Here is a 24,495-nt window from a genome sequence, read left to right as displayed (position 1 = left end):
GTTACGTATGGCAAGTTTAAAAGAAGTACGTAACCGGATCGTATCTGTCAACTCCACGCAGCAGATCACCAAAGCGATGAAAATGGTGGCTGCAGCCAAGTTGCGCAGGGCGCAGGATAACATCCTGCAGATGCGTCCTTACGCGCAGAAGCTGGGCGATATGCTTGCAACAGTCTCGTCGGGAGCTGAAACTGCGGCAGACAGTCCTCTGAAAACAGTAAGAGCGGTGGAAAAAGTGCTCATCGTTGTCGTGACATCTGATCGCGGTCTTTGCGGTGCTTTTAATACCAATATTGTGAAAGCAACCTTGCAGCTGATTGAGCTGAAATATGCCGCACAGGCCCGCAGAGGGAATGTGGAGATCTTTGCAATCGGTAAAAAAGGTGCAGAAGCTTTCGCACGCCGCGGATACACTGTCCACACAACGTATGCCGACCTTTTCGGAAGGCTGAGCTTTGTGGCTGTGAAGCAGGCGGCAGAAGAAATCATGAGAGATTTCTCCAGCGGTCGCTACGATGCTGTGGATGTTGTTTACAATGAGTTCAAAAACGTTGCTACTCAGATTATCCACGCTGATCCTTACCTGCCGATCGCACAGGAACAAAACGATGCAAAAACCAAAGGTCCGGAAGTGAACTACATTTTCGAGCCCGGTGAGGAACAGATTCTTGAAGAACTGATCCCGAAATCGTTGAAAATACAGTTGTACCGCGCAGTACTGGAATCAAATGCCTCTGAGCAGGGTGCCAGGATGACAGCTATGGATAAAGCAACTGAAAATGCGCAGGAGCTTTTGAAAGACCTCAAACTGGTTTATAACCGTACGCGTCAGGCTGCGATTACCAAGGAAATCCTTGAAATCGTAGGTGGAGCGGAAGCTTTGAAAAACTAATATTTGAAGTTTTAAGATCATACAAAACGAGCAGGAATCTCTCCTGCTCGTTTTTTTTATTTTACCAAAAAAAGGAAAATCCGCAATATTCACCCATTACGCAAGTTGAACTTTAAACAACTTAGACAACCTCATGATCCGGCCACGCCTTCTGACCTTACTCTTTTTACTGCTCTCTTCTGTTACATTCACCCAGGCCCAGACAATAGATGAAATTGTCAGCAAACATGTTGCTGCCATGGGCGGGGCCGATAAGCTTGCCAAGCTGCAAAGTGTCAAAATCAATGCGGAAATGGACGTGATGAACATGAAGGTGCCCATCCAGACTACGATCGTTCACAATAAGGGATTCAGGAGTGAAACCATCATACAAGGTATGACTATCGTGCAGGCTGTGAACAACACAGGTGGCTGGACGATCAATCCCATGACCGGCCAGACCAAGGCTACTGCCCTGCCCGAGGAAGCTGCGAAGTCCATGGTGGCCGAAACTGATCTGACCGGCCTGTACAACTACAAGCAAAAAGGTTATACACTGACACTGGACGGAGAAGAGGACCTTGCGGGAGCAAAGGTTTATAAGATAGGAATGACATTGAAAAGTGGTGTAAAAAGGGTCAACTATATTTCAAAAGACACTTTTTACATTCTCAAAATGGTAGTGCAGGCCAATATCAACGGGCAGGATATTATGTCTGAAAACAAGCAGTCGGACTTCCGGCAGGTGGACGGCATTTACTACCCCTTTACTTCCGAAGTAACTACCTCTGCGATGCCGGGGGCAACCATGGCGCTTAAGATCAGTTCACTCGAAGTAAATCCGAAGGTGGACGACAGTATTTTTCAGATGCCGCAGTAACATGATGATTTAAAATATAACTTCCCGGAGAAAATTTCTCCGGGATTTTTTTTGATTTAAGAAACTAATTCAGAAATTTACATGTATATACATTAAATGTATTTACATAAAAATTTACAGCACGATGGCAACTACAACTTGGGCGATTGACCCCACGCATTCCGAAATACAGTTTAAGGTAAAACACCTTGTGATTTCAACCGTAACCGGTTCATTCAAAAGCTTTCAGGGAACTGTGGAAGCAGATAATGAAGATTTTGACGGTGCTACTGTGAAGTTTGCTGCCGATGTGGCAAGCATTGATACCAATCAGACCCAACGTGATGAGCACCTCAAATCAGCCGACTTTTTTGACGCTGCTACGTACCCGCACCTGTCGTTTGAAGGTAAGCTGGCTAAAAAAAGCGGAGATGCCTATACTTTGAAAGGCGACCTGACAGTAAAACATATCACCAAACCATTTGAGTTTGATGTAGAGTACGGCGGTAACATGACCGACTTTTACGGCAACAACAAGTCAGGTTTTGAGATCGCAGGTAAAATTAACCGGAAGGAATTCGGCCTGGAATGGAGCGCGGTAACTGAGGCCGGCGGCGTGGTAGTAGGTGACGAAGTAAAACTGATCGCCAACGTGCAGGTAGTAAAACAATAAATATACGTAAACGCTCCTCTGACAGCGCGGATGTTTTCACACCGCGCTTTTTTTATGCATATCGTTTTCTTTTCCTTCAGAAATTGCAATCAATTAGAAAGTAAACCATAAGGGGAAAGCCGCTTTACATCGTCATAGATTTATATTCCGGTCCAAACAAAAGCTACATTGATCATTGAAACACGTGCCTATGCCCGCGCGGGATTGTTAGGCAACCCTTCTGATGGTTTTTTTGGAAAAACAATCTCCATTTCCGTAAGAAACTTCGGTGCGTCCATTTCCCTGTACGAGTCGCCCGAGCTGCATATCGAAGCCCAGCCACAGGATGTCAGTACATTCAAAAGCATATTTCACCTTCGTGACTCAGTAAGTATGCTTGGGTACAACGGAGGCATTCCGCTGATCAAGGCAGGCATCAAAAAGTTTGGTGACTACTGTGAAAACGAAGGTATCCGCCTTCCCAACCGCAACTTTACGGTCCGGTACCGCTCCTCGATTCCGCGGCAGGTGGGCATGTCAGGTTCCAGCGCGATCATCGTGGCTTTGTTCCGGGCATTGATGCAGTTTTACAAAGTGGAAATTCCACTGGAAATCCTGCCCCAGCTTGTGATGGTGACAGAAACGGAGGAGCTGGGCATTACAGCCGGCTTACAGGACCGCGTTATCCAATGTTACGAAGGCTGCGTGTATATGGATTTTGACAAAGAGATGATTCAGGAAAAAGGCCATGGCAGGTACGAGCGCATTGACCCTGCTTTACTCCCCAACCTGTATGTCGCCTACAATACCAATCTCAGCAAAGTATCCGGCAAGGTCCACAGCGACGTACGTACCCGCTATGACCGGGGTGAGCAGGAAGTAATGGATGTACTGAACCAGATCGCAGGAAAAGCTGAGCAGGGAAAACAAGCCCTTCTGGAAGGCAGGGCGCACGACCTACACCAGCTGATGAATGAAAACTTTGATCTCAGGTGCAAAATTTACAATGTGCCCGAATCCAATAAAAGGCTGATCAATGCAGCCCGCTCATGCGGCGCGTCGGCTAAGTTTGCCGGCTCAGGCGGTACGATTATCGGCATTTATCACAGTGACGACATGCTCAACCAGCTTTTTGTGGAACTCAAAAAGTATGGAGCCAGGGTTATCAAGCCGTTTGTGGTTTAGGCAGTCGGCAGTCGGCAGTTAGAGCAAAATAAACTATCAACAGATTCTTACTTATTCTTTCAAAATAGAAAAGGCCCGAAGCGAAAGCTGAAAGCCAAAAGTCACTCATGATTCGTAAAGCCGTAATACCCGCAGCAGGACTAGGAACCCGCTTTTTGCCCGCTACCAAGTCAATGCCCAAAGAAATGCTCCCCATCATCGACATTCCCACCATTCAGTATGTGGTACAGGAAGCTGTCGACTCGGGCATTGAAGATATTCTTATTATTTCCGGAAAGGGAAAACGAGCGATCGAGGACCACTTTGACCGGAATGTGGAGCTGGAAAGCCGGCTGGAAGAAAAGGAAGATCTGATGTGGTTTAATGAAATGCGGCGGCTTGCTGATATGGCCAATGTGCATTTTGTGCGCCAGAAAGAGGCAAATGGGCTGGGAGATGCCATTTACTATGCGCGCCACCATGTGGGCAACGAACCATTTGCCGTCCTGCTGGGGGATACGATCATGGATTCCGTGATCCCTGTCACGCAGCAGCTCATGGATACTTATGAGCAATATGGCGGGTCGGTGATTGCCGTTGAGCAGGTACCTGCCGATAAGGTTAACCGCTACGGAATTGTGGGTGGCAACGCACTCAGCGACTCGATTATGGAGCTGAGTACGCTTGTGGAAAAACCAGCGATTGACCTGGCACCGTCCAACCTTGCGATCGCAGGGCGATATGTACTTACGCCGGAAATATTCAGCACCATTGAGCAGACACCCAAGGGCAAAAACAATGAGATCCAGCTGACTGACTCTCTTTTGCTGCTTTTAAAAAGAGAAAACATTTACGCCCACCATATTGAAGGCAAACGTCATGATATCGGCGACAAGCTCGATTACCTGAAAACGACCGTAGAATTTGCATTAAAGAGAAAAGAATTTGCCGTACCATTCCGGCAGTTCCTGGACGAACTGCTTGCCAATACAAACCATTGACATCATGCAAAAGCAGATCCTGCTCACCGGCGCATCGGGCAATCTTGGTCAGGCAGTCGTCAGTAAACTTTTGGGGTTGGACTACGGACTGCATGTAAGTCTTCGTTCCGGCAGGGAAAGTATTTTTGCAGGACAAAAAAACATGCACACCTACCCTGCCGACCTTACGTCAGTTGCAGAGGCCGGCAATTTTGCGGCAGCTGCAATTGCTGCGGCTGGCACGATTCACGCAGGTGTTTTTCTGGCGGGCGGATACGCTGCCGGCAAGCTGGAAGATACTACCGATGAGGATATTACCAGCATGCTGAACATCAATTTCTTCACAGCATTTCACCTTATCAAACCACTGTTCGAACATTTCAAAGCGAGTGGCGGAGGGCAGTTTGTCCTGGTTGGAGCACGCCCTGCAATCGTAGCAGAGCAGGGAGCTTCGAGCTTTGCTTACGCTCTTTCCAAATCGCTGCTTTTCCAGACAGCTGAAATGATCAATGCTACGGGAGAAGAGCATGACATTACAGCTACGGTAATCGTGCCGAGCATCATTGATACGCCGGACAATCGCAGCGCCATGCCGGATGCAGATTTTTCCAAATGGATCCCGGCAGCGGACATGGCCGAGGCAATTGCATTTACATTGGGAGCAACCGGAAGTAAAATGCGCCAGACCATACTTAAGCTTTACAACAACGCCTGAGAGGCATCCTACGACCGGCGATATGTATTTCAAACACCTGCTTACGCTGGCAACAACCTTGATGCTCTGCGGTTTTAATGCGCCGGGCCAGGATATTTATGTAGCGACTTCGGGTAATGATGCCAATGCCGGTACCCTATCGGCACCTTTGAAAACACTTGCCGCAGCACTTGCCAGAGTGCGCGTGCGTAAGTCTGCAAACGTTACCATACAAATCAGGCAGGGAACTTACTACCTTAATGAACCCCTCGTCATCACACCTGAGGTGACGCACTCCAAAGTCGTCACGATTCGTAATTACCAGAATGAAAAGGTGGTACTGAGTGCCGGCAAACGCATTACTGCGATATGGAAACAATTCAGCGGGCCGATCTGGATGGCCCAAGTCGAAGCGGATGCATTTGAAATGCTGTTTGTAAACGGAAAACAGCAGCACCTGGCACGCTATCCCGATTATGACAGTACCGCGAGGGTTTTCAACGGTACTGCTGCGGATGCACTATCGCCGGCAATTACCAGCAGGTGGAAAAGCCCAGCCGGTGGGTACGTACATGCCCTGCACTCGGGAGAATGGGGCAGCTTTCATTACAAAATCAAAAGCATTACGAATGGTACACCGGAGCTGGAAGGTGGCTGGCAAAACAATCGTCCCTCGCCGATGCACCCGAAGGAGCGCTTTGTAGAAAATATTTTTGAAGAACTGAATGCGGCCGGAGAGTGGTTTTTTGATCAAAAGAAAAAAATCCTCTACCTGATCCCGGAACCCGGAACCGACCTTAACAAAGCTGTCATTGAAAGATCAGACCTGAAACACCTTGCCGAGCTCAGAGGCACCACCACACAGCCCGTCAGAAATGTTACGCTTGCCGGTTTACAGTTTATGCATACCAAGCGGACGATCATGGAGCATTATGAACCACTCCTGCGCAGTGACTGGATGATTTACCGCGGGGGTGCAATCGTTTTGGAAAATACAGAAAACTGCCTGGTAAAAAATGCGGCCCTGACAAACCTGGGCGGGAATGCGGTGATGTTTACCGGTAAAAATAAAAAGTCGGGCATCATAGGGTCACACATTTACCAGATCGGGTCAAGTGCAATTTGCTTTGTAGGCGACAGCTCAGCGGTGCGATCACCCGCATTCGGGTACGAGCAATTTATTCCGGTTGATCAGATAGATAGAACGCCCGGCCCTAAAAATGACCACTACCCGCTCCAATGCTTCGCCCGGGACAACCTGATCCACGACATCGGGCGTGTAGAAAAACAATGTACAGGCGTGCAGATCGAAATGGCTTCGGAAATCCGGGTGAGCCACAATACAATCTACCGCGTGCCCAGAGCCGGCATTAACATTGGTGACGGAGCGTGGGGCGGGCATGTTATTGAAAACAATGACGTGTTCGACACGGTACTTGAAACGGGTGATCATGGCGCATTCAACTCCTGGGGCCGCGACCGGTTCTGGCATCCCGACCGTAAGACCATGGACAGCCTCACTGCCCTGCATCCTGAGCTGATCCTGCTCGATGCACAAAAAACGGTCATAATCCGCAACAACCGGTTTCGCTGCGATCACGGCTGGGACATTGACCTGGACGATGGAAGCAGTAATTACCACATCTATAACAATGTATTACTCAGCGGCGGACTGAAATTCCGGGAGGGTTTTTACAGGACAGCAGAAAACAACATCCTGATTAACAACTCTTTCCATCCGCATGTATGGTTTAACAAAAGCGGCGATATATTCAGGAAGAACATTTTGATGCGTCCGTACTTTCCCATTTTGGTAAAACAATGGGGCAAAGAGGTAGATTATAATCTTTTTCCCAATGAAAATGACCTGAAAGCTGCGCAACTGAATGGTACCGACAGCCATAGCATAGCAGGCGATGCCGGCTTTATGGATTCTGAGCATGGAAATTACCAGGTCAGGCAGGGCAGCCCCGCATTGACCACAGGCTTTCAGAATTTCCCGATGAATGATTTCGGAACACGCATTGAAAGCTTAAAGAAGATTGCCGCGAAGGTGCAATACCCAGTACTGCTCAATGCGGAGCTGGAAAAGAACATGCACGAAATGACGTGGCTGGGCGTCAAAATCAGGAATGTGCAGGGCCTTGGCGACCGTTCGGCATTCGGGTTGCCCGATGAGAAAGGCATTGTAGTCATGGACGTTCCTGCACAAAGCCTTTTGTCCGCCAGCGGATTGCAGAACAATGATGTAATCATAACCGCCAATCAGGAAAAGGCGGATAACATTGTCAGGCTCGAGGGTATTCGCCAGCAAATTAACTGGACGGGCCGTATGGAGGTGGAAGTAATGCGCAACCAGCAGAAGATCCGGCTGACGCTCAACCTAAAATAATCAGAAAATACCCGGCGACTCGATCGCGGCAATCTTCACTTGCGTGATGGTACTACGCTGTCTTTTGAGAATGGTAAACTCGTAGTGTTTGGTTTTCAGCTTTTCTCCAACAGCAGGGATACGTCCGAACTTCCAGATGAGATATCCGGCCAGTGTTTCATATTCTTCGGCTTTTTCAATGTCGTGCGGCAGGCGGTCGTTAAGGTCGGTGATGGAGGCTGAACCCAGAACCGTGTAGGTTTTATCACCCTCATTTTTGATGACGGGTACTTCATTGTCGTACTCATCCTGGATTTCTCCTACGAGCTCTTCCAGAATGTCTTCCATCGTCACAATACCGTCTACACCGCCATATTCATCCACGATCACGGCCATTTGCTGGCGGCTCAGCTGAAAGTCGCGCAGCAATGCACCAATGGGTTTGGATGCGTGCACGGTGGAAATAGGCCTGACCAATTCCTGCAATTTGATCTCTTTCCCCTGCCGCATTTTAAGTAAAAGATCCTTTAAATGCAGCACACCCACAATCTGGTCCAGCGTATCCTCATAGACCGGAATGCGTGAGTACCCTTCCTCGATGATCTTTTCAAGCTTGGTTTCATTAAAATCATTGATATCAATCCCTACAATCTGCGGGCGCGGGATCATGATCTGCCGGGCAAGGCGCTCCGAAAAGTTGAATGCGTTTTTGATCAAATCATAATCCGCCGCCTCAATCATTCCGCTTTCCTTTTGCTGCTGTACAAGGTACCTGAGCTCGTCGCTGCTATGCACTTCGCTGCCGTGCGAAGGTGTGATACCGATGGTTTTCAGGATCACATTAGCTATGCCGTTAAGCAGCCAAACCACTGGCCGGAACACCAGGAAAAATCCGTGCAGGGGATAGGATAAGGCGAGTGTAGTCGATTCAGGCCGCTGGATTGCAATGGATTTGGGAGCCAGTTCTCCAAAGACAATGTGTAAAACCGTGATAATGGCAAATGCAGTGGGCAATGCAATCTGGTGTGCAAGTTCGGGGTCCAGGCTGATGCCTACCAGCTCCATGCCACTAATCAGTATTTTGGAAACGACCGGCTCACCGATCCAGCCGAGCCCTAAGCTGGCCAGTGTGATACCAAACTGGGTAGCTGCCAGATATCCGTCCAGGTTTGAGACAATCTGCTTGGAAAGTATGGCCATTTTGTTGCCCTCCTGTGCCTTTTGTTCCAGCTGTGATGCCCTGATTTTAACGATTGCAAATTCGGCAGCAACAAAAAAACCATTGAGAAGAACGAGAACGAGTGTAATAAGTACCTGTAAGGCCATTCAGATTGTGGATGTTTGGTAGTAAGTTCGATGTGCATTTTAGCAAAAATCCGTACCACTGAGAAATTAAAAGCATATTGCCTAACTTTCAAATACGAAAAGCGGCCATGCGGAGTTGCATAGGATGAGGGAAAAGGGCCTGTTTAAGGGGAGCTTCCCTACCAATGCTATCACAGGAGCAATCAACATGGAAGGTAGCCGCACAGCTTCCTGCAAGTATCAGCTGCCCGGCAGCTTGCCGGAGTGGCAAAATAGCTTTCCTTTTAGTAAGTTTACCAGAGACAGTAAAACTCAATTATGATACTTCGTTCCCCATCATCGGTATTACCAGGTTCTCTTGAAGCATTCCTTCAATGGGAGCCGCTTGACGGATTCAAATATGAATGGAATGACGGAGAAATTATCAGATTTGAGAAAATGAAGAAAAAACACCTGTTTCTTATCAGAAAATTGCAGCAACTGTTTTTTCGAACTTCTTCTTTTTCAAAAGGTGCTGCTTTGATTATGGAGCAGGATGTAATGCTTACCGGCATCCAATTGCGAAGACCGGACCTGGCTTTTTTCAGCGGTACTCAGATTGACAATTCCGAAAGTTCAAATCAGGAGCCTATACCTGAATTTGTTATTGAAGTAATCTCCCCCAATGATGATGCCGAGCAGGTTGAGGAAAAGCTGGCGGAGTACTTTTTAGCGGCAGTGCGTGTAGTTTGGCACATCTACCCTGAAAATGAGGTAGTATATGTTTATACATCTCGTAAGAATGTCAAGATTTGTACAGATTCTGATACCTGTTCTGCAGCACCCATAGTTCCGGATTTTGAAATTACAGTAGAACAGCTGTTTTCAAAAAACCCCAGCTAATGCATAAGAGCCTGCCATAACATTCCCTCAATTATTTATTTACCAAACCTATAATAAGGAATTACTAATCCCTTAGCATCAAATTACTTTCAATGCGTTCCAAAAAACTACTTAAAAATCCCTTTTTCCTTTTGGGTACTACCGCTATCGCAGTAGTATCCTGTATGAAAATGGCACCATCCGGGCCCACGAGCAAGACCAACAGCACCGCCCTGGTCGTGCGGGAAGATGCAGCAACCGGTAAAGCCCGCGCCAAAGAAATTCGTGAGAAAACCGTTGTAAAACTCGCTGATGGCCTCAAACTCGACCTTTGGGCATCCGACTCCCTGGCCCCCGACCCCGTAGCAATTGCCATGGACGATCAGGGACGTGTGTACCTCAACCGGACAAACCGCCAGAAAAATTCTGAATTTGACATCCGCGGACATCAGAACTGGATGACCGAATCCATCGGATTGCAGACCGTGGAAGACCGCCGCAAGTTTTTACATAAGACCTTTGCTCCCGAAAAAAGCACGGAAAATTCATGGCTTAAAGACCTTAATGGTGACGGCTCGCACGATTGGAAGGACCTTGCCGTCGAGAAGGACGAGGTCTGGCGCATTGAAGACACTGATAATGATGGTATTGCCGACGTATCCACGCGCATTCTGAACGACTTTTTTGATGAAGTAACCGATGTAGCGGGAGGCTTGCTGATACGGGCTCACGATGCATTCGTAACTATTGCTCCGGATGTATGGCGCTTGAAAGATACCAATGGTGACGGCGTACTGGACGAAAAAACCTCCATCAGCCACGGCTATGGTGTGCACATCGGATTCAGTGGTCACGGCATGTCCAATCCCATTGAAGGTCCGGATGGTAAAATATACTGGAACATTGGCGACATCGGCGCCAATATCACGACCGCAGACGGGAAGAAATACGAACATCCGAACTCGGGCATCATCGCCCGCGCCAATCCGGATGGCAGTGACTTTGAGATATTCGCACACGGACTCCGCAATACCCACGAGTTTGTTTTTGATGAGTACGGAAACCTGATCAGCTCCGACAACGATGGTGACCACCCCGGCGAGAGTGAAAGGCTCGTGCACGTGGTGGAAGGCTCCGATGCTGGCTGGCGTTCCAACTGGCAGTACGGAAAATATACCGACCCGAAAAACAACAGCTACAAGGTGTGGATGGACGAAAAATTGTTCAAACCCCGCTGGGAAGGTCAGGCAGCCTACATCATTCCTCCTATCCAGAACTTCCACAATGGTCCTACCGGTATGCAGTACAATCCGGGTACAGCTTTGGGCTCTGCCTGGAAAAACAAGTTTTTTCTGGTTGAATTCGTAGGGAACCCTGCGCGTTCGCCCATCTGGTCTTTCGGTCTGAAACCAAAAGGTGCCTCGTTTGTCGTGGACGGAGAAGAAAACATCCTGACCGGCATTTTGCCTACCGGTATTCGCTTCGGGCCGGACGGTGCATTGTATGTTGCCGACTGGATCAATGGCTGGGACACCAAAAATTATGGGCGCGTTTGGCGGCTTGATGTAACCGATGCCAAAAACGATCTTAAAGATGTTCGTGCAATCACCAAGCGCCTCATGCAGCTTGACTACGAAAAGCAGACCGACGACATGCTGCTGACATTGCTTTCCAATGCAGACATGCGCATTCGCCAGAAAGCGCAGTTTGAACTGGCAGCGCGCGGTGCGAAAGGCGCTCCTGTCCTGAGTAAAGCCATTGCACAAACTGGCAACCAGCTGGAACGTATCCATGGTATCTGGGGAATGGGCCAGCTTGCCCGTCAGGATAAGTCCTATGCCAATGTGCTGATGACCCTGCTGAAAGATTCGGATCAGGAAATCATTACGCAGGCAGTCAAAGTGCTGGGTGACGCGCGCATTGCAGAGGCTGGTCCGCTGCTTATCCCTTTGTTGTCGAGCAAAAATCCCCGTGTACAGTTTTACAGCGCGCAGGCGCTGGGCCGCATCAGCTACAAGGATGCCGTAAACCCGCTCCTGGATATGGTGAAAGCCAACCATGATGAAGATGTCTACCTGCGCCACGCCGCCGTGCTGGCATTGTCGCGCATCGGAGAGGTGGAACCCATTGCTGCACTGGCCAGCAATTCCGACAAATCATTGCGCCTGGCCGGAGTACTGGTTTTGAGAAGAATGAAAAATGAAAAGATCAGCCTCTTCTTACAGGACAAAGACGAGTACATTGTAACTGAGGCTGCGCGGGGCATCAATGATGACCTTTCGATTACGCCTGCATTGCCGGCTTTGGCAGCAGTATTGAAAGAAAAAAGGTTTACCTCTGAGCCGCTCATCCGCCGCGCTATTAATGCTGCACTGCGCGTAGGTACCGACGAGCAGATCGATAACCTGATTGCGTTTTCGCAGCGCGGCGATGTTGACAAGGAGCTTCGTGCAGAAGCCCTGGCAACATTGGGTACTTGGGCCAGTCCGTCCGTGATGGACCGTGTGGACGGCCGGTACCGCGGGCCTCTTGAGCATGATCCTGCCAGGTTGAAATCAAAAGTTCAGCCTATTATCAGCGGACTTCTTGCTGACAGTGATCCTGCCATACTGATAGCAGCAGCCCAGCTGCTGACCAGCCTGAACATTGCCGACAATAACGCTGCACTTTCCAAGATACTGGACTCCAGCAAAGATCCGAAAGTACGCGCAGCCATGCTGATTGCATTGAAGGACCTGAAATATGCAGACATGGAGACGGTAATGAAAAAAGGAATGACCGACTCCGACGCGGATGTGCGCACTGCTGCATTGGGTATGGTAGGGAGTGTCAATATGTCCAAATCAGCACTGGAAGATATTTCCAAGGCGATTTTCGAGAAGGGCAGCGTAAAAGAGCAGCAGCAGATGCTGAAAGTACTGGGCCGCATTCCGGTAGACAAAACAGAAGGTATCTTCAGTAACCTGATTGACGAGCTGTCTGCTAAAAAGCTGTCACCAAGCCTCGCCCTCGATCTTGGAGAAGCTGTGGATTCTACCAAATCAAGTACATTGATAGCCCGGCTTTCGCCCCTGCGGACTGCCGGTGCCACGGTTGCCGACTACCAGGATGCGCTGTACGGCGGCAATGCACAAGTGGGCCGCAGGTACTTTATGACGAGCTCAGCAGCAGAATGCGTCCGCTGTCACTCCATTGGCGGACAAGGCGGAGAAGTGGGTCCTAACTTATCCAACATTGGCAATGTACTTTCGCGTGAGCAGATTCTGCAGGCATTGATTGAGCCGAGCGCACGCCTTTCGCCCGGGTTCGGGATGGTGATGCTGACGTTGAAGGATGGTACCAGCGCTGCGGGTATCCTTAGTCAGGAAAATGAACACGAGCTGGTTCTGAAAACCTCGGAAGCCGAACCTCTCAAAATCGCCACATCACGCATTGCCAAACGCGAGAACGTACCATCCAGCATGCCACCGATGGGTAATATCATGACCAAGCGGGAAATCCGAGACGTTGTCGAATTCCTTTCCAATCAGAAAAAGAGATAAACCACACAGCATCAGTCCGGAGCCAGTCTCCGGACTTTTTTGCTTTAAGGCAAGAACTGACATACGTTTTGGAATGTATATATTTGAAAAAAGCGAAGCTGGAAGCTGTTTTCAACGATAAATTAGAAGCTTTTAACTAACACCATCCTAATCACACTATGGAACTGGACAAGAAAGAGGCGGAAGTGATTGGTAATGCCATACAATACTGGCAAGAATCCGCACGGATCAGCCCGGAGCTGGCCAAAGAGCTCAGAGGCAGCTACCAGCTCAAAAACTCCAACATGGACGCCGTAGCTGTGTACTCGCTCATTGCCGCCATATCCTGCGGACTGCTGGCATTCGGCGCGCTGGTTATTGATGAAAAATGGATTGAGCTGCTGCGAAAACGCTGGGGATTCTCGGAAACCGTCGTGGGAGTTGGATTTACTGCACTCGCCGGGTTGTTTGTTTACCTTGCAAAAAGACGCCAAAACCGCATTGGCGCAGCCCGCTCCGGTAGTGAAACCTATCACATTGCTATTGTGCTGGCCGTGGGTGTGGCAATTACTTACTGGACCAGAAGTCTGGGCGGCTTTGATGGCAACTATGCCCTGCCCCTGTTTATTGCTGCGGCTGCATATGGAGGCATTGCCATTTTCCTGCGCTCGACACTCCTGTGGACCGTGATGATTATCGCACTGGCGGGCTGGTGGGGTGCGCAAACCTACCTGTGGTCGCAGGGTGGCTATCGCTTTCTCGGCATGAACTACCCGCTGAGAATGACCTTCTTTGGGCTGGTAATCTGGGGATTGTCTGCATTGCTGGCTTACGTGCGTCCGCTGGCGTTTGTCAGGGAAGTCACCTACAACATCGGCATATTCCTGTTTTTACTGGCGGCCTGGACACTCTCCATCTTCGGCAACTACGACGACCTGGCCGGCTGGAAGGTTACACGACAAAGCCATTTCTGGTTTTGGGCAGCCAGTTTTACGCTGGTGCTGGCAGGACTTATTTTTTATGCATTCAAATACAAGCAGGATACCTTGCGTGACCTTTCTCTCGTGTTTTTCCTGCTCAACATTTATACACGCTACTTCGAATATTTCTGGGACCGTACCAACAGCGGCATTTTCTTTGCGCTGCTGGCACTCTCGTTCTGGTTTGTGGCGCGAAAAGCTGAAAAGTGGCGGCGGGCCGAGCAAGCAGCATCCGCTGGTACGCAATAGTTATTTTTTTATTTTTTACCAAAATGAAAAACCTCCGTCCTATCCGGGAAAATGAAAAAGAGCTGATCTATTTCCTGCTGGAACAACTGAATTTTGACCCGATTGATTACCCGTTCAATACCATGGTAGATGAGTATGAGGGTGGCAAGATGGGCAGTATAAGCCTGGGCGGCGACCCTAATTCGTATGCCGGGGATCTTATACAAGTTGAGTATGAAGACTCGGATGGTACCCCGGTGGTAATTACCCTCACTAAGGATACTCGTGATCAGCTGCTTGATCTTGATTTCTGGAAAACGGATTTCTCTAAATTATTGCTCTATCCTTCTCCTGACCAAGTCACCGTCATGAAAGTAGGTGACTAAATCGTCTCCTGGTAGTCGAGGTCCTTTCCGTAGGTTTCCTCCATTTTCCACCATGAAAGCAATGCAAGTGAAAAGCAGATGACGCCTATCGCCGAGCCAGCCTGCAATACACCCCAATGCGGTTTAAGGTATTGGAAGAGTGGCAGGGTGAGTAAGGTAGTAGCGCGGACATTGTTGGCCACTGAGGTTGTGACCGTAGCACGCAGGTTGGTACCAAACTGCTCGGCCGTGGTGGTCAGGAACATGGCGATGTACCCGATCGAGAAGCCCAGCCAGCCGTAGCAGGCATAAAGCAGAGCCGGTGTGGATATGCCTCCGAATAACAGCCATAATACTCCCGCCAGCGTCATCAGCATCATGATCAGAATAGCCTGCTTGCGTGATCGCAGCCACTGGCTCAGAATTCCACTGAAAAAATCGCCTGTTACAATGCCTATATAGGTGTACAGCACGCAGGTACTTGCCTGTACATCGGCAGGAAGCCCCAATGCTTTTGCAAATTCATTCCCGAAGGTTGCATAAATACCAATGACCATATAGGTTGGTAATCCAATACCCATACACCTGATGTACCGGAAAAATACGGACGACCGCGTAAAGATCGTCCACCAGGGAACTGCCCTGATCATGCGATTCTGCCGGCTTTTTTCAAACAATGCAGATTCCAGGACATTGATCCTGAGAATAAGCAGGATAATACCCATGCTGCCTCCTATAAAATAAGCCGTGCGCCAGTCTGTGAGCTTTACGGCAAAGAATGCTGCAACAGCACCCGCCAGTCCCACACTGGCTACGACGGAAGCACCGTAACCACGGAGTTCTTTGGGCAGTATTTCGGCAATAAGCGTGATGCCCGCACCCAATTCACCTGCCAGTCCCAGTCCGGCTATGAACCTGAGCATGGCATATGCATCCATATTATAGGTAAATCCGCAGGCAAGATTGGCCAGTGAGTACATCAGGATCGAACCGAAAAGCACCGATCTGCGCCCGAACTTGTCGCCCAGAATGCCCCACATGAATCCACCGATCAGCAAGCCCGCCTGCTGCCAGTTATAAATCTCCGCCCCGATGGTTGAAATCTGATCCTCGCTCAGTCCGAGATCTTGGAGGCTGGGCACACGGACGATGTTGAACAGCAGCAAATCATAAACATCCACGAAGTACCCAAGTGAGGCAACAATGACTGGTAACGTAAGAACCGCGCTGATTGTGGGTTTTTGTGCAGCAAGCATAGGTTTGTAAAAGCAATATTATTCTTCAAATGTCTTCTTTCTGGAAGATTTTACGGCCGAGCGCCGCTGTTTGGCCTGCATGCGTTCGAGCTGCGAGCCTAGGGTCGGCCTGGTAGGTCTACGAAGTTTCTGCACTTCAAATGCTTTGCGGATAAGTTGATCAAATTTGGCAATAACCTTATCGCGGTTGGCAAGCTGGGAGCGCTCGGTCTGGTGGTAGAGTATCAGTACCTTTTCATTGGTGAGCTTGCTGGCAAGTTTGCCGTAAAGTATTTCCTTTTCCGTTTCGCTTAACATGGCCGACGCAGGAATGTCAAACCGCAGCTCCACCTTCGTTTCTACCTTATTTACATTTTGCCCTCCTTTCCCGCCGCTCCGGGCTGTCTGGAAGGTTAATTCAGTGTGTAAAATTTCGGGATTGATCATCCGTCTGAAAATATTGTTAATATGTTGTTAACAGAAGCTAATGAGCTGTAAAGTTCGTTAAACCAAATACAAATCAATATGTCAAACTGTCGATTTTACCAACTGACAACCATTTAAATCTTATAGCCATGAACATACAACGGGCGCTTCGGATTTTCGGCTTATCTGTCATACTGCTGGCAGGAATTACCATTTCGGAGCGTGCTTCTGCACAACCGGGCGTGAACATCAGTTTCCAGACTTTTTACGACGACCTTTCTCCTTATGGCAGGTGGGTGCGCAACCCGCAGTTCGGATCGGTATGGGTGCCTGATGTTCCCTCGGGTTTTCAGCCCTACTCTACCAACGGATACTGGGAGGTAACCGAGTACGGCAATACCTGGGTTTCCGATTATGACTGGGGCTGGGCGCCTTTTCACTATGGCCGCTGGTCTTTTGATGACTATGTAGGCTGGTTTTGGGTACCGGATTATGAATGGGGACCGGCCTGGGTCAACTGGCGCTCGGGCGGCGGATACTATGGCTGGGCGCCGCTGGGTCCGGGGGTGAACATCAACGTTGCTGTCAATATTCCTTCCTTCTGGTGGGTATTTGTACCACAGCGATATATTACAAGCCCGAGGTGGAACTACTATTGCGCACCCCGCAACCGTGTTTCGCACTATTATAACCAGACCGTGATCATTAACAATTATTACCGGAGCAACAACCGGACCTATGTATACGGCCCGCGCCGTGACGAGATTGAGCGGGTTACCCGCCGGGATGTGCCCATACGCACCATTGATGCATCACCCCGTGGTCGCGGCAGGGTAATCGTTGCAGAGTCGGGAAGAGGTAACCAGCGCAATGACGCGGGATTTGGTGAAAGGGGTAATGACCGTTATGATAACCGCGGAAGAGTAGCTGAGAGCAACCGCACTGGCAGAGATGCCTATCCGAGCCCGGGCTACCGCAACGAACGCCCGGATTATGACCGGAGTGATCGCACCGGAAACGAGGCCAGCCGACGCGGGATCCCGTCCAATAACCGGTATGAGAGCCCATCCAACAATGACGGTGGCAATGACCGCTTCGGACGCGATCGTAGTCCGGCCCCTGACCGCGGCGGATTTGAAAACCGTAACAGTGAGCGCAGCCGCCCGTCGGAGCCGGCCCGGGAACAGCGGGCTCCCGTTTACACTCCTGAACGCAACAACAACCGTCAGGAACGCCGGAGTGAAGCTCCTCAGATGCGCGAAAACCGGCAGGAAAGATCGTCTGAGCCAAGAGGCAATGACCGGGGTAATGGCGGCGCACGTGAAAGCCAGGGACGCAGCTCGGGTGGTGCAACCGAACGCAGCAGCCGGTCGCCCCGGTAAGCATATGTGATTTTGATATTAAACCCGCCTGGAAAAGTAGTATTTTCCGGCGGGTTGTTTTGTATATATAGTGCCGGTATACTGCTGGCCGAGGCAACCAAAACCCGCAACCTTAAATGGAAATCCAGTTTGACATTGAATTCAAGGAGAGTGCCCCCAAGTACATGCAGATTATCAAGTCCCTCCTTCAGGCGATCAGTAAGGGAAAGCTGAAAAGAGGTGACAAAATACCGTCCATTAACCAGTTGAGTGAAGAATACTTGCTCTCGCGGGACACGGTGGAAAAGGCTTACAAGCACCTGATCAAGGATGGTGTACTGATCTCCGTGCGGGGAAAAGGATATTTTATCAATCGTGTGGACATTGAGACGAGCGTGCGTATTCTGCTTGTTTTCAATAAGATCAGTAATTATAAAAAGCAGATTTACAATGCATTGGTGGAAAACATAGGGCGCAATGTAAATGTGGACCTGCATATCCATCATTCCAATACCAATATTTTTAAAAACCTGATTAAAAACAGCCTTGGCGAGTACGACTACTACGTGATCATGCCGCATTTCTATGAAAAATCGGAAGAGGCTGTTGAAATCCTGAAAATGATCCCGCCCGAAAAGCTCATCCTGATCGACAAGGATGTGGAGCTGAACAGCAAAAAGCATTCATCGGTATACCAGAATTTTGAGAAGGACATTGTTTCAGCCCTGAATGAGGCCGTGGACCTGCTGAAAGTGTATAATAAGCTGATCCTTATTTTTCCAACCCTTATCCCCTACCCTAAGGAGATTATTAAAGGTTTCCGCATTTTTTGCATACAGCACGAGTTTCAGCATGAAATTATTTACGATTTCAATGAAAACAGTACGGTGGTACCGCGTACTGCATATATCGTGGTAGAGGAAAATGACCTGGTGAACCTGATCAAGAAATGCAGGGAGCAGCAGCTTGCAGTAGGAAAAGACGTGGGCATCATCTCCTATAATGAAACTCCTCTGAAAGAAATTCTGCTTGACGGCATTACCACCATCTCCACGGACCATGAGCAAATGGGCAAAACCGTAGCCGAGCTGATCAAGGAAAACAAGCGGGCGATTGTTAAAAATCCTTTTACCCTCATCAAAAGAAAATCGCTTTAAACAAAATGTTCAAAGCGATTAAGAAACAGACCTAACTAAATTATTGATTTTGATATCATAAACCCGTTGCCACGGTTATTTTGCCTCTCTCGTTCATCAGTTCCGAGCGCACACCGACCTGCCTGAACAGTCCGACAGGATCAATGGCCCCGCCGCTCTGGCGCATGGCCTCTCTTACCAGCGGGCGCACGTCCGTTCTGAATGCATTTTGTAAAATCTGCTGCGCAAGAACCACATCATTGACGCTCCTGGCTTGTTCCAGCTTTTTCCTGTCTACCAGCAAAGCCTCTGCATAGGAGATCAGAATCGCTTCCACAGATTGCAGCAGGTCTTCCAGGGGATCCTTCACATTGTGGCTCGCATCGATCATCCAGGCATAGCTGCTGCTGCCGCGATTGGCACGACGCATACCGTCTACCAGCTCCACGAAGATCAGAAAAAGCATATACGGACGGATGCTGCCCACTGTGAGGTCATCGTCGCCGTACTTGGAATCGTTGAAATGAAACCCGGCCAGACGCCCTTCCATCATCAGGGTAGCCACAATCTGCTCAATGTTTGCATTAGGCAGATGGTGGCCCAGATCCACCAGCACATCAGCCTTAGGACCCAGTTTCTGACAAAAAAGTAACGAACTACCCCAATCCTGAATAACGGTTGAGTAAAAGTTGGGCTCATATGCTTTGTACTCCACGTATACTTTCCAATCATCGGGAAGTGCGGCATATATTTCCTGCAGCGATTCCAGCGTATACTGAAATGCCTTGACAAAGCTGGACTGTCCCGGAAAGCAGGACCCGTCTGAAAGCCAGACAGACAATGCCTTGGAACCAAGCTGCTCGCCGTATTTTATAACTTCAATGTTATGGTTAACCGCCTGCTTTCGCACACCGGCATCCACGTGGGACAGTGAACCGAACTTGTAGGAAAGCTCCTGATTTTTCTGGTCCTGAAAAGTATTGGAATTGACTGCATCAAAAGTCAGCCCGAGTGACGATGCCAACTGGATGGTCTCCTTTGGCTGCTCGGGGATATCCCAGGGAATATGCAGGGAAATAGATCCGCTTGAACGATTAAGCGCATGCAGCAAGCCAACATCTTCAATCTTTTCTTCCAGAGAGCGTGGTTCACCTCCGCCGGAAAACCGTCCGAAACGCGTGCCTCCGGTACCCAAAGCCCAGCTGGGAATAGCTACCTGGAAGTCCTGCAGCGCTTTTACAACTTCATCCGCATAAATACCCTGCTCCCCGAGCAGCTCTTTGGTATATACGTACTGGTTGTTGTGACTGGACAGCAGGCCGTCATTATGCTGGTCAATCTGATATTGCTCGATCTTCATGGTTCAGGGGTTTAGCATGAAAAGGTTTTCCTTCCTGGTTACATTCCGGAAAACCTTTCACCCGGCAAATTGACTATTATCTTAAGAATGCCGCCGGAACGCCGCCATCCACGTTGATGACGTTTCCAGTGCTTTTGCTGAGCAATCCGCTCACAAAAATGTACACACCGTTGGCAATGTCTTCGGTATGGATCTCGGCATTCAGTACTGTTCTTTTAGCGTAGTAGGCAGGCAGCTCTTCCACTTTGATGCCATAGGCTTTGGCCCGGCCCGCAGCCCAGCCGCTCTCCCAGATTTTGCTTCCTGCAATCACAGCATCAGGGTTCACCACATTGACGCGGATCCTATCCGGGCCAAGTTCTGCTGCAAGCAGGCGTGTCATATGCTGCTGGGCAGCCTTGGCAGTACCGTAAGCCACATTATTAGGCCCCGATACGATACCGTTTTTACTTGCAATGTTAACAATATCACCTCCCAGGCCCTGCTGGCGCATGATGGCAACAGCTTCCTGCGAAACCAGGAACTGACCTTTTACCAAAACATCCTGCAAAATATCCCAATCCTTGATGGTGGTTTCGGCCAGCGGTTTTGAAATGGACAAGCCGGCGCAGTTGATGACGATATCCACTCCTCCGTATTTCAGCTTGGTTGCTTTCAAAGCCTCTTTGATCTGGTCTACTTCAAGAACATTGGCGATGGTTGTATCGGAGAAATCCTTGCCATATTTTGCATCAAACTCAGCTTTGGTCTCAGCAAGTGCATGCTGGTCAATGTCAGAAATAACTACGCAGGCACCCTCCTGGAGTAACTTGGCAGCGATGGCTTTGCCGATGCCGCCCGAGCCGCCGGTTACAAATGCAACCTTGCGGGACACGGATTTTTCTTTGGGCATTCTTTGCAGCTTGGCTTCTTCGAGCAGCCAGTATTCAATGTCAAATGCCTCCTGCTCAGGAAGGGATACATACGACGAGATTGCCTCTGCACCTTTCATTACATTGATGGCATTGATATAAAACTCGGCTGCTACGCGCGCTGTCTGCTTGTCTTTTGCAAAAGAGAACATCCCCACACCCGGCAAAAGGATGATCACAGGATTAGGGTCACGTACGGCAGGACTGTTGGAATGCCGGCAGCGATCATAGTATGCCTGGTAGTCAGCGCGATATGCCTCAAACTGAGGGCGGATTTTATCCAGGATTTCCTGTGGGGTGGCATCCAGCAGCTCAAATGGAAGATCCAGTACGAGCGGGCGGATCTTGGTACGCAGGAAGTGGTCGGGGCAGCTGGTACCCAGCGGCGCCAGCTTGTCCAGATCGTGACTGCCGATGAATTCGAGTACACGGGCATCATCCGTAAAGTGACCGATCATTGCCTGCTGCTCGGAAGCCAGTCCGCGGAGGTAAGGTGCCAGTTTACCGGCAATATCACTCCTGCGTTCTGCCGGCTCACTTTCCAAGCGCTGGCCGCCAAATACAGGCCGGGCTTTTCCGTAATTTTCCTGAAGGTACTCGGAAGCAGCCTCAATGGTATCCAGTGTATTGATGTATGATTCGTAGGCGGTATCACCCCAGGTAAACAGGCCGTGGCCGCCCAGTACGATGCCGCGAATGCCCGGATTTTCGTTCAGCGCCTGTTCAAGTTTCAGACCAAGGTCGAAACCCGGACGCTGCCAGGGTACCCACGCCAGCTCGCCTTTAAATAGTTCTCTGGTAATCGCTTCGCCGTCCTTTGATGCTGCAATGGCAATCAGAGCATCGGGGTGAAGGTGATCAATATGTTTAAAAGGAAGTAATCCGTGCAGTGGGGTATCAATGGAAGGTGCTTTGGATTTGAGATCATAAATGCAATGGTTGAAGAGCTCCACCATTTCGTCCTCAAACTGCAGTCCGCGGTATATGTTTTTAAGACTATGCAGCCGATCCACGTACAAGCCGGCCAATCCGCTGCGGGTGAGGGTACCAATATCGCCGCCTGAACCTTTGATCCACATTACCTCCACGGGGTTACCTGTGAGCGGGTCTTTTTCAATGGTCTTGCAGCTGGTATTCCCGCCGGCGTAGTTAGTGAGGCGCAAGTCGGCACCCAGCAGGTTTGAACGGTAAAGAAGAAGCGCTACCTGATCGTCCCCGAGCGAAGCCGCTTTCTCCTCATCCCATAAATAACTTACATACTTGTACTGGGTTTCTTTAATGCTGTCCATATTTCCGAGTTGATTTTTTATCTTTTCCGTGGTTGAGCGTATTATTCCTGAAAGACTTTTCCGCAGTGTGTGTTACTGCCTCAGGGTCTCACAAGATTAGAAAACTTCCCTATACGCACCGTCCTGCCGTATCCTGCATTTGAAATAAATGGAGAATAAATGTGAGATAAGGAAGTTGTAGAAATAAAAGCCTAATTCTGGATCAGAAGCTTTCTGGGAACGTTGCCAATCATTAGCGTATAAAGGCCCGCGGGTAGTCCGGAAATATCAAAAGTTTTTTTTGAAGACAAGGCCTTACGGGCAACTGCTGTACCATTGGAATGATAAATGCCGACAGCATGAGTATCCGTGTGACCGGAAATTGTTACCACTGAACTTGCCGGATTAGGGTAAATGGAAAGACCATACCCTGCATTCTTCACGGAAACCGTGCCCGAATATTGAAAACTTCCGTCATGATCAAGCTGTTTCAGGCGGTAGTAGGTCGTTCCGGACGGATCCTGATCCAGATACCGGTAGTGGTGGTTTTCTTCAGAGTCACCGTTACCATCGACAAAGCCGATTTTTTCAAAAATCTTTGCGTCACGGCTGCGCTCAATATCAAAGCCGGCATTGTCCAATTCGGCTGCGGTATGCCAGGTAAGGAGATTACCTGATGGAGATTCCCGCCCTGAAAATGATACGAGTGTAACTGGTAATGACTGCACCGTGTAGTCATAGCTCCGGAGCCTCAACTGAGGAACATTACTGTTGGTAATCTCAAGGCGGTAAGTACTGTTGAGTATATACGCAAAAAAATATTCAAACTCGGCAGTCTGGCCGGAGGCTTGCAGAACATTGTCCTTGAACCAATAATAGGTATTACCGGATTGACGAAAACTGTTGGGTACTTCCATAATACCCCCTGCTCCCGACGAGCCGGAGAGTGGCACAATGATCCGGGCATTAAAGATTTTCTGGGGACTATATACATCCAAAACCGGCAGATTTTGCGGCAATCCTGCAAATGAGAACTGGTTGTCGCTGATATTGATCGTTGCGCTGACCGCCAGCGTTGTAAGGTCCGGGACGGTGCCGCTCAATGCATTATCTGATAAATCAAGCAATTCCAGGTTTGTCAGATTGCCGAACGTCGCAGGGATACTTCCTACCAGGTTCCCGTGCCTGGCATATAACACTTTCAATGCTGCCAGGTTGCCGATCGCTGCCGGAAGCTGCCCCTGCATGTTTCCGAGCCGTAATTCTTCCAGGTTTACCAGCTTTCCGATATTACTATCCAGACCGTCCCGATATTTAATACCAGACAGCACCAGTTTTTTTAGCTTGGTAAATTGGTAAACGACTTTGGGAAAGGATATCTCAGGTGAACTCGGAAGCGGTTCCAGATTTGCCAGAATACAACTTTCCAGATTGACAAGACCACTCCATGCATCCGGAATTTCCCAGTAAGGGGTTATTTCCAGGATGCGCAGCTTCGTCAGCTTGCCGATAACACTTATATTTTCTTTGTCAAACGTATTACCGGACAGGTACAGCTCTTCAAGGTTGAGAAGGTTTCCCAGCTGCACCGGAATGTTGCCTTGCAACGGCATCAGTTCTGCTCCTGCACCCGTCATGTTCAAAACCCTCAGCTCGCTCAGGTTGCCGATTTCGGGCGGAATCACACCAAACAGATTGTTGATTGAGACATCCAGTGTTGTTACACGCCCGCCGGTACAGCCCACCCCTTCCCAGCCGCAAGGATTGTCGCCCGGCTTGCCCGGCACGTTCCAGCCGTTTTTGGCAAACCAGTCGTCACCATTATTCGCATTGTAAATCGCAGCCAGCGCCTGCCGGTCACCTTCCAGTGAGCCCTGGGCAAAAACAGCGCCTGAAAAAGCCTTCAGGAACAGGCACGCGAATACAATGAATTTCATGGCAGGTATG

General features: G+C 49.4%; 19 protein-coding genes. 13 read left to right on the top strand and 6 right to left on the bottom strand.

Going from position 1 to position 24,495, the window contains the following annotated elements:
* Positions 1-7: 7 nt before the first annotated feature.
* The 7 genes from atpG to HWI92_RS22165 all read left to right on the top strand — a co-directional run bounded on the left by atpG (position 8) and on the right by HWI92_RS22165 (position 7,612).
* On the top strand, positions 8-892 hold the full coding sequence (atpG, locus tag HWI92_RS22195) for an ATP synthase F1 subunit gamma (protein WP_204659386.1): 885 nt from the start codon (positions 8-10) through the stop codon (positions 890-892).
* 133 nt (positions 893-1,025) lie between these two features.
* Entirely contained in the window at positions 1,026-1,751 is a 726-nt protein-coding gene (locus HWI92_RS22190; protein ID WP_204659384.1) for an outer membrane lipoprotein-sorting protein, read from the top strand.
* Between the two features lie 124 nt (positions 1,752-1,875).
* Positions 1,876-2,403, top strand: a complete 528-nt coding sequence (locus tag HWI92_RS22185) for a YceI family protein (RefSeq protein WP_204659382.1) — start codon at positions 1,876-1,878, stop codon at positions 2,401-2,403.
* A 168-nt stretch (positions 2,404-2,571) separates the two neighbouring features.
* Positions 2,572-3,567, top strand: coding sequence for a mevalonate kinase family protein (locus HWI92_RS22180; protein WP_204659380.1), 996 nt, complete (start codon positions 2,572-2,574; stop codon positions 3,565-3,567).
* 107 nt (positions 3,568-3,674) lie between these two features.
* Positions 3,675-4,547: a UTP--glucose-1-phosphate uridylyltransferase GalU gene (gene galU / locus HWI92_RS22175; RefSeq protein WP_204659378.1), complete on the top strand. Its 873-nt coding sequence runs from the start codon at positions 3,675-3,677 to the stop codon at positions 4,545-4,547.
* Positions 4,548-4,551: 4 nt separating this feature from the next.
* On the top strand, positions 4,552-5,241 hold the full coding sequence (locus HWI92_RS22170) for an SDR family NAD(P)-dependent oxidoreductase (RefSeq protein ID WP_204659376.1): 690 nt from the start codon (positions 4,552-4,554) through the stop codon (positions 5,239-5,241).
* Positions 5,242-5,263: 22 nt separating this feature from the next.
* The gene (locus HWI92_RS22165; RefSeq protein WP_204659374.1) at positions 5,264-7,612 is read left to right on the top strand and encodes a PDZ domain-containing protein; all 2,349 of its coding nucleotides are present in this window, start codon (positions 5,264-5,266) and stop codon (positions 7,610-7,612) included.
* Here the strand turns inward: HWI92_RS22165 and HWI92_RS22160 are convergent, their stop codons facing one another.
* Positions 7,613-8,917 carry a hemolysin family protein gene (locus tag HWI92_RS22160; protein ID WP_204659372.1) on the bottom strand — a complete coding sequence of 435 codons (1,305 nt, stop codon included), beginning with the start codon at positions 8,915-8,917 and terminating at the stop codon, positions 7,613-7,615. It lies immediately after the preceding gene.
* Positions 8,918-9,214: 297 nt separating this feature from the next.
* On the opposite strand from HWI92_RS22160, the gene HWI92_RS22155 reads away from it, so the two are divergent.
* The 4 genes from HWI92_RS22155 to HWI92_RS22140 all read left to right on the top strand — a co-directional run bounded on the left by HWI92_RS22155 (position 9,215) and on the right by HWI92_RS22140 (position 14,872).
* A complete protein-coding gene (locus HWI92_RS22155) occupies positions 9,215-9,778 on the top strand; it encodes a Uma2 family endonuclease (RefSeq protein ID WP_204659370.1) in 564 nt (187 codons plus the stop codon).
* A 92-nt stretch (positions 9,779-9,870) separates the two neighbouring features.
* Positions 9,871-13,299, top strand: coding sequence for a DUF7133 domain-containing protein (locus tag HWI92_RS22150; RefSeq protein ID WP_204659368.1), 3,429 nt, complete (start codon positions 9,871-9,873; stop codon positions 13,297-13,299).
* Positions 13,300-13,457: 158 nt separating this feature from the next.
* Positions 13,458-14,507, top strand: a complete 1,050-nt coding sequence (locus HWI92_RS22145) for a hypothetical protein (protein WP_204659366.1) — start codon at positions 13,458-13,460, stop codon at positions 14,505-14,507.
* Positions 14,508-14,530: 23 nt separating this feature from the next.
* Complete coding sequence (locus tag HWI92_RS22140; protein ID WP_204659364.1) at positions 14,531-14,872, top strand: DUF6984 family protein; 342 nt, start codon at positions 14,531-14,533, stop codon at positions 14,870-14,872.
* Here the strand turns inward: HWI92_RS22140 and HWI92_RS22135 are convergent.
* Positions 14,869-16,107: an MFS transporter gene (locus tag HWI92_RS22135; protein ID WP_204659362.1), complete on the bottom strand. Its 1,239-nt coding sequence runs from the start codon at positions 16,105-16,107 to the stop codon at positions 14,869-14,871. The two genes, HWI92_RS22140 and HWI92_RS22135, sit on opposite strands and share 4 nt — an antisense overlap.
* A gap of 18 nt (positions 16,108-16,125) precedes the next feature.
* Positions 16,126-16,533 (bottom strand): alternative ribosome rescue aminoacyl-tRNA hydrolase ArfB, encoded by a 408-nt coding sequence (gene arfB, locus HWI92_RS22130; protein WP_204659359.1) that lies wholly within the window; start codon positions 16,531-16,533, stop codon positions 16,126-16,128.
* A 128-nt stretch (positions 16,534-16,661) separates the two neighbouring features.
* Between arfB and HWI92_RS22125 the strand changes: the two genes are divergently transcribed.
* Positions 16,662-17,894: a DUF6600 domain-containing protein gene (locus HWI92_RS22125; protein WP_204659357.1), complete on the top strand. Its 1,233-nt coding sequence runs from the start codon at positions 16,662-16,664 to the stop codon at positions 17,892-17,894.
* A 116-nt stretch (positions 17,895-18,010) separates the two neighbouring features.
* The gene (locus HWI92_RS22120) at positions 18,011-19,030 is read left to right on the top strand and encodes a GntR family transcriptional regulator (protein ID WP_204659355.1); all 1,020 of its coding nucleotides are present in this window, start codon (positions 18,011-18,013) and stop codon (positions 19,028-19,030) included.
* A gap of 55 nt (positions 19,031-19,085) precedes the next feature.
* Here the strand turns inward: HWI92_RS22120 and HWI92_RS22115 are convergent, their stop codons facing one another.
* The 3 genes from HWI92_RS22115 to HWI92_RS22105 all read right to left on the bottom strand — a co-directional run bounded on the left by HWI92_RS22115 (position 19,086) and on the right by HWI92_RS22105 (position 24,485).
* The gene (locus HWI92_RS22115; RefSeq protein ID WP_204659353.1) at positions 19,086-20,369 is read right to left on the bottom strand and encodes a sugar isomerase; all 1,284 of its coding nucleotides are present in this window, start codon (positions 20,367-20,369) and stop codon (positions 19,086-19,088) included.
* Positions 20,370-20,445: 76 nt separating this feature from the next.
* Positions 20,446-22,569, bottom strand: coding sequence for a bifunctional aldolase/short-chain dehydrogenase (locus HWI92_RS22110; protein ID WP_204659351.1), 2,124 nt, complete (start codon positions 22,567-22,569; stop codon positions 20,446-20,448).
* 191 nt (positions 22,570-22,760) lie between these two features.
* On the bottom strand, positions 22,761-24,485 hold the full coding sequence (locus HWI92_RS22105) for a T9SS type A sorting domain-containing protein (RefSeq protein ID WP_204659349.1): 1,725 nt from the start codon (positions 24,483-24,485) through the stop codon (positions 22,761-22,763).
* Between the last annotated feature and the right edge of the window lie 10 nt (positions 24,486-24,495).

Origin of the sequence: Dyadobacter sandarakinus (genome assembly GCF_016894445.1) — a bacterium.
GTDB lineage: Bacteria > Bacteroidota > Bacteroidia > Cytophagales > Spirosomataceae > Dyadobacter > Dyadobacter sandarakinus.
The sequence above is the reverse complement of the archived record's forward strand: the minus strand, read 5'-3'. Positions and strand labels throughout refer to the sequence as shown.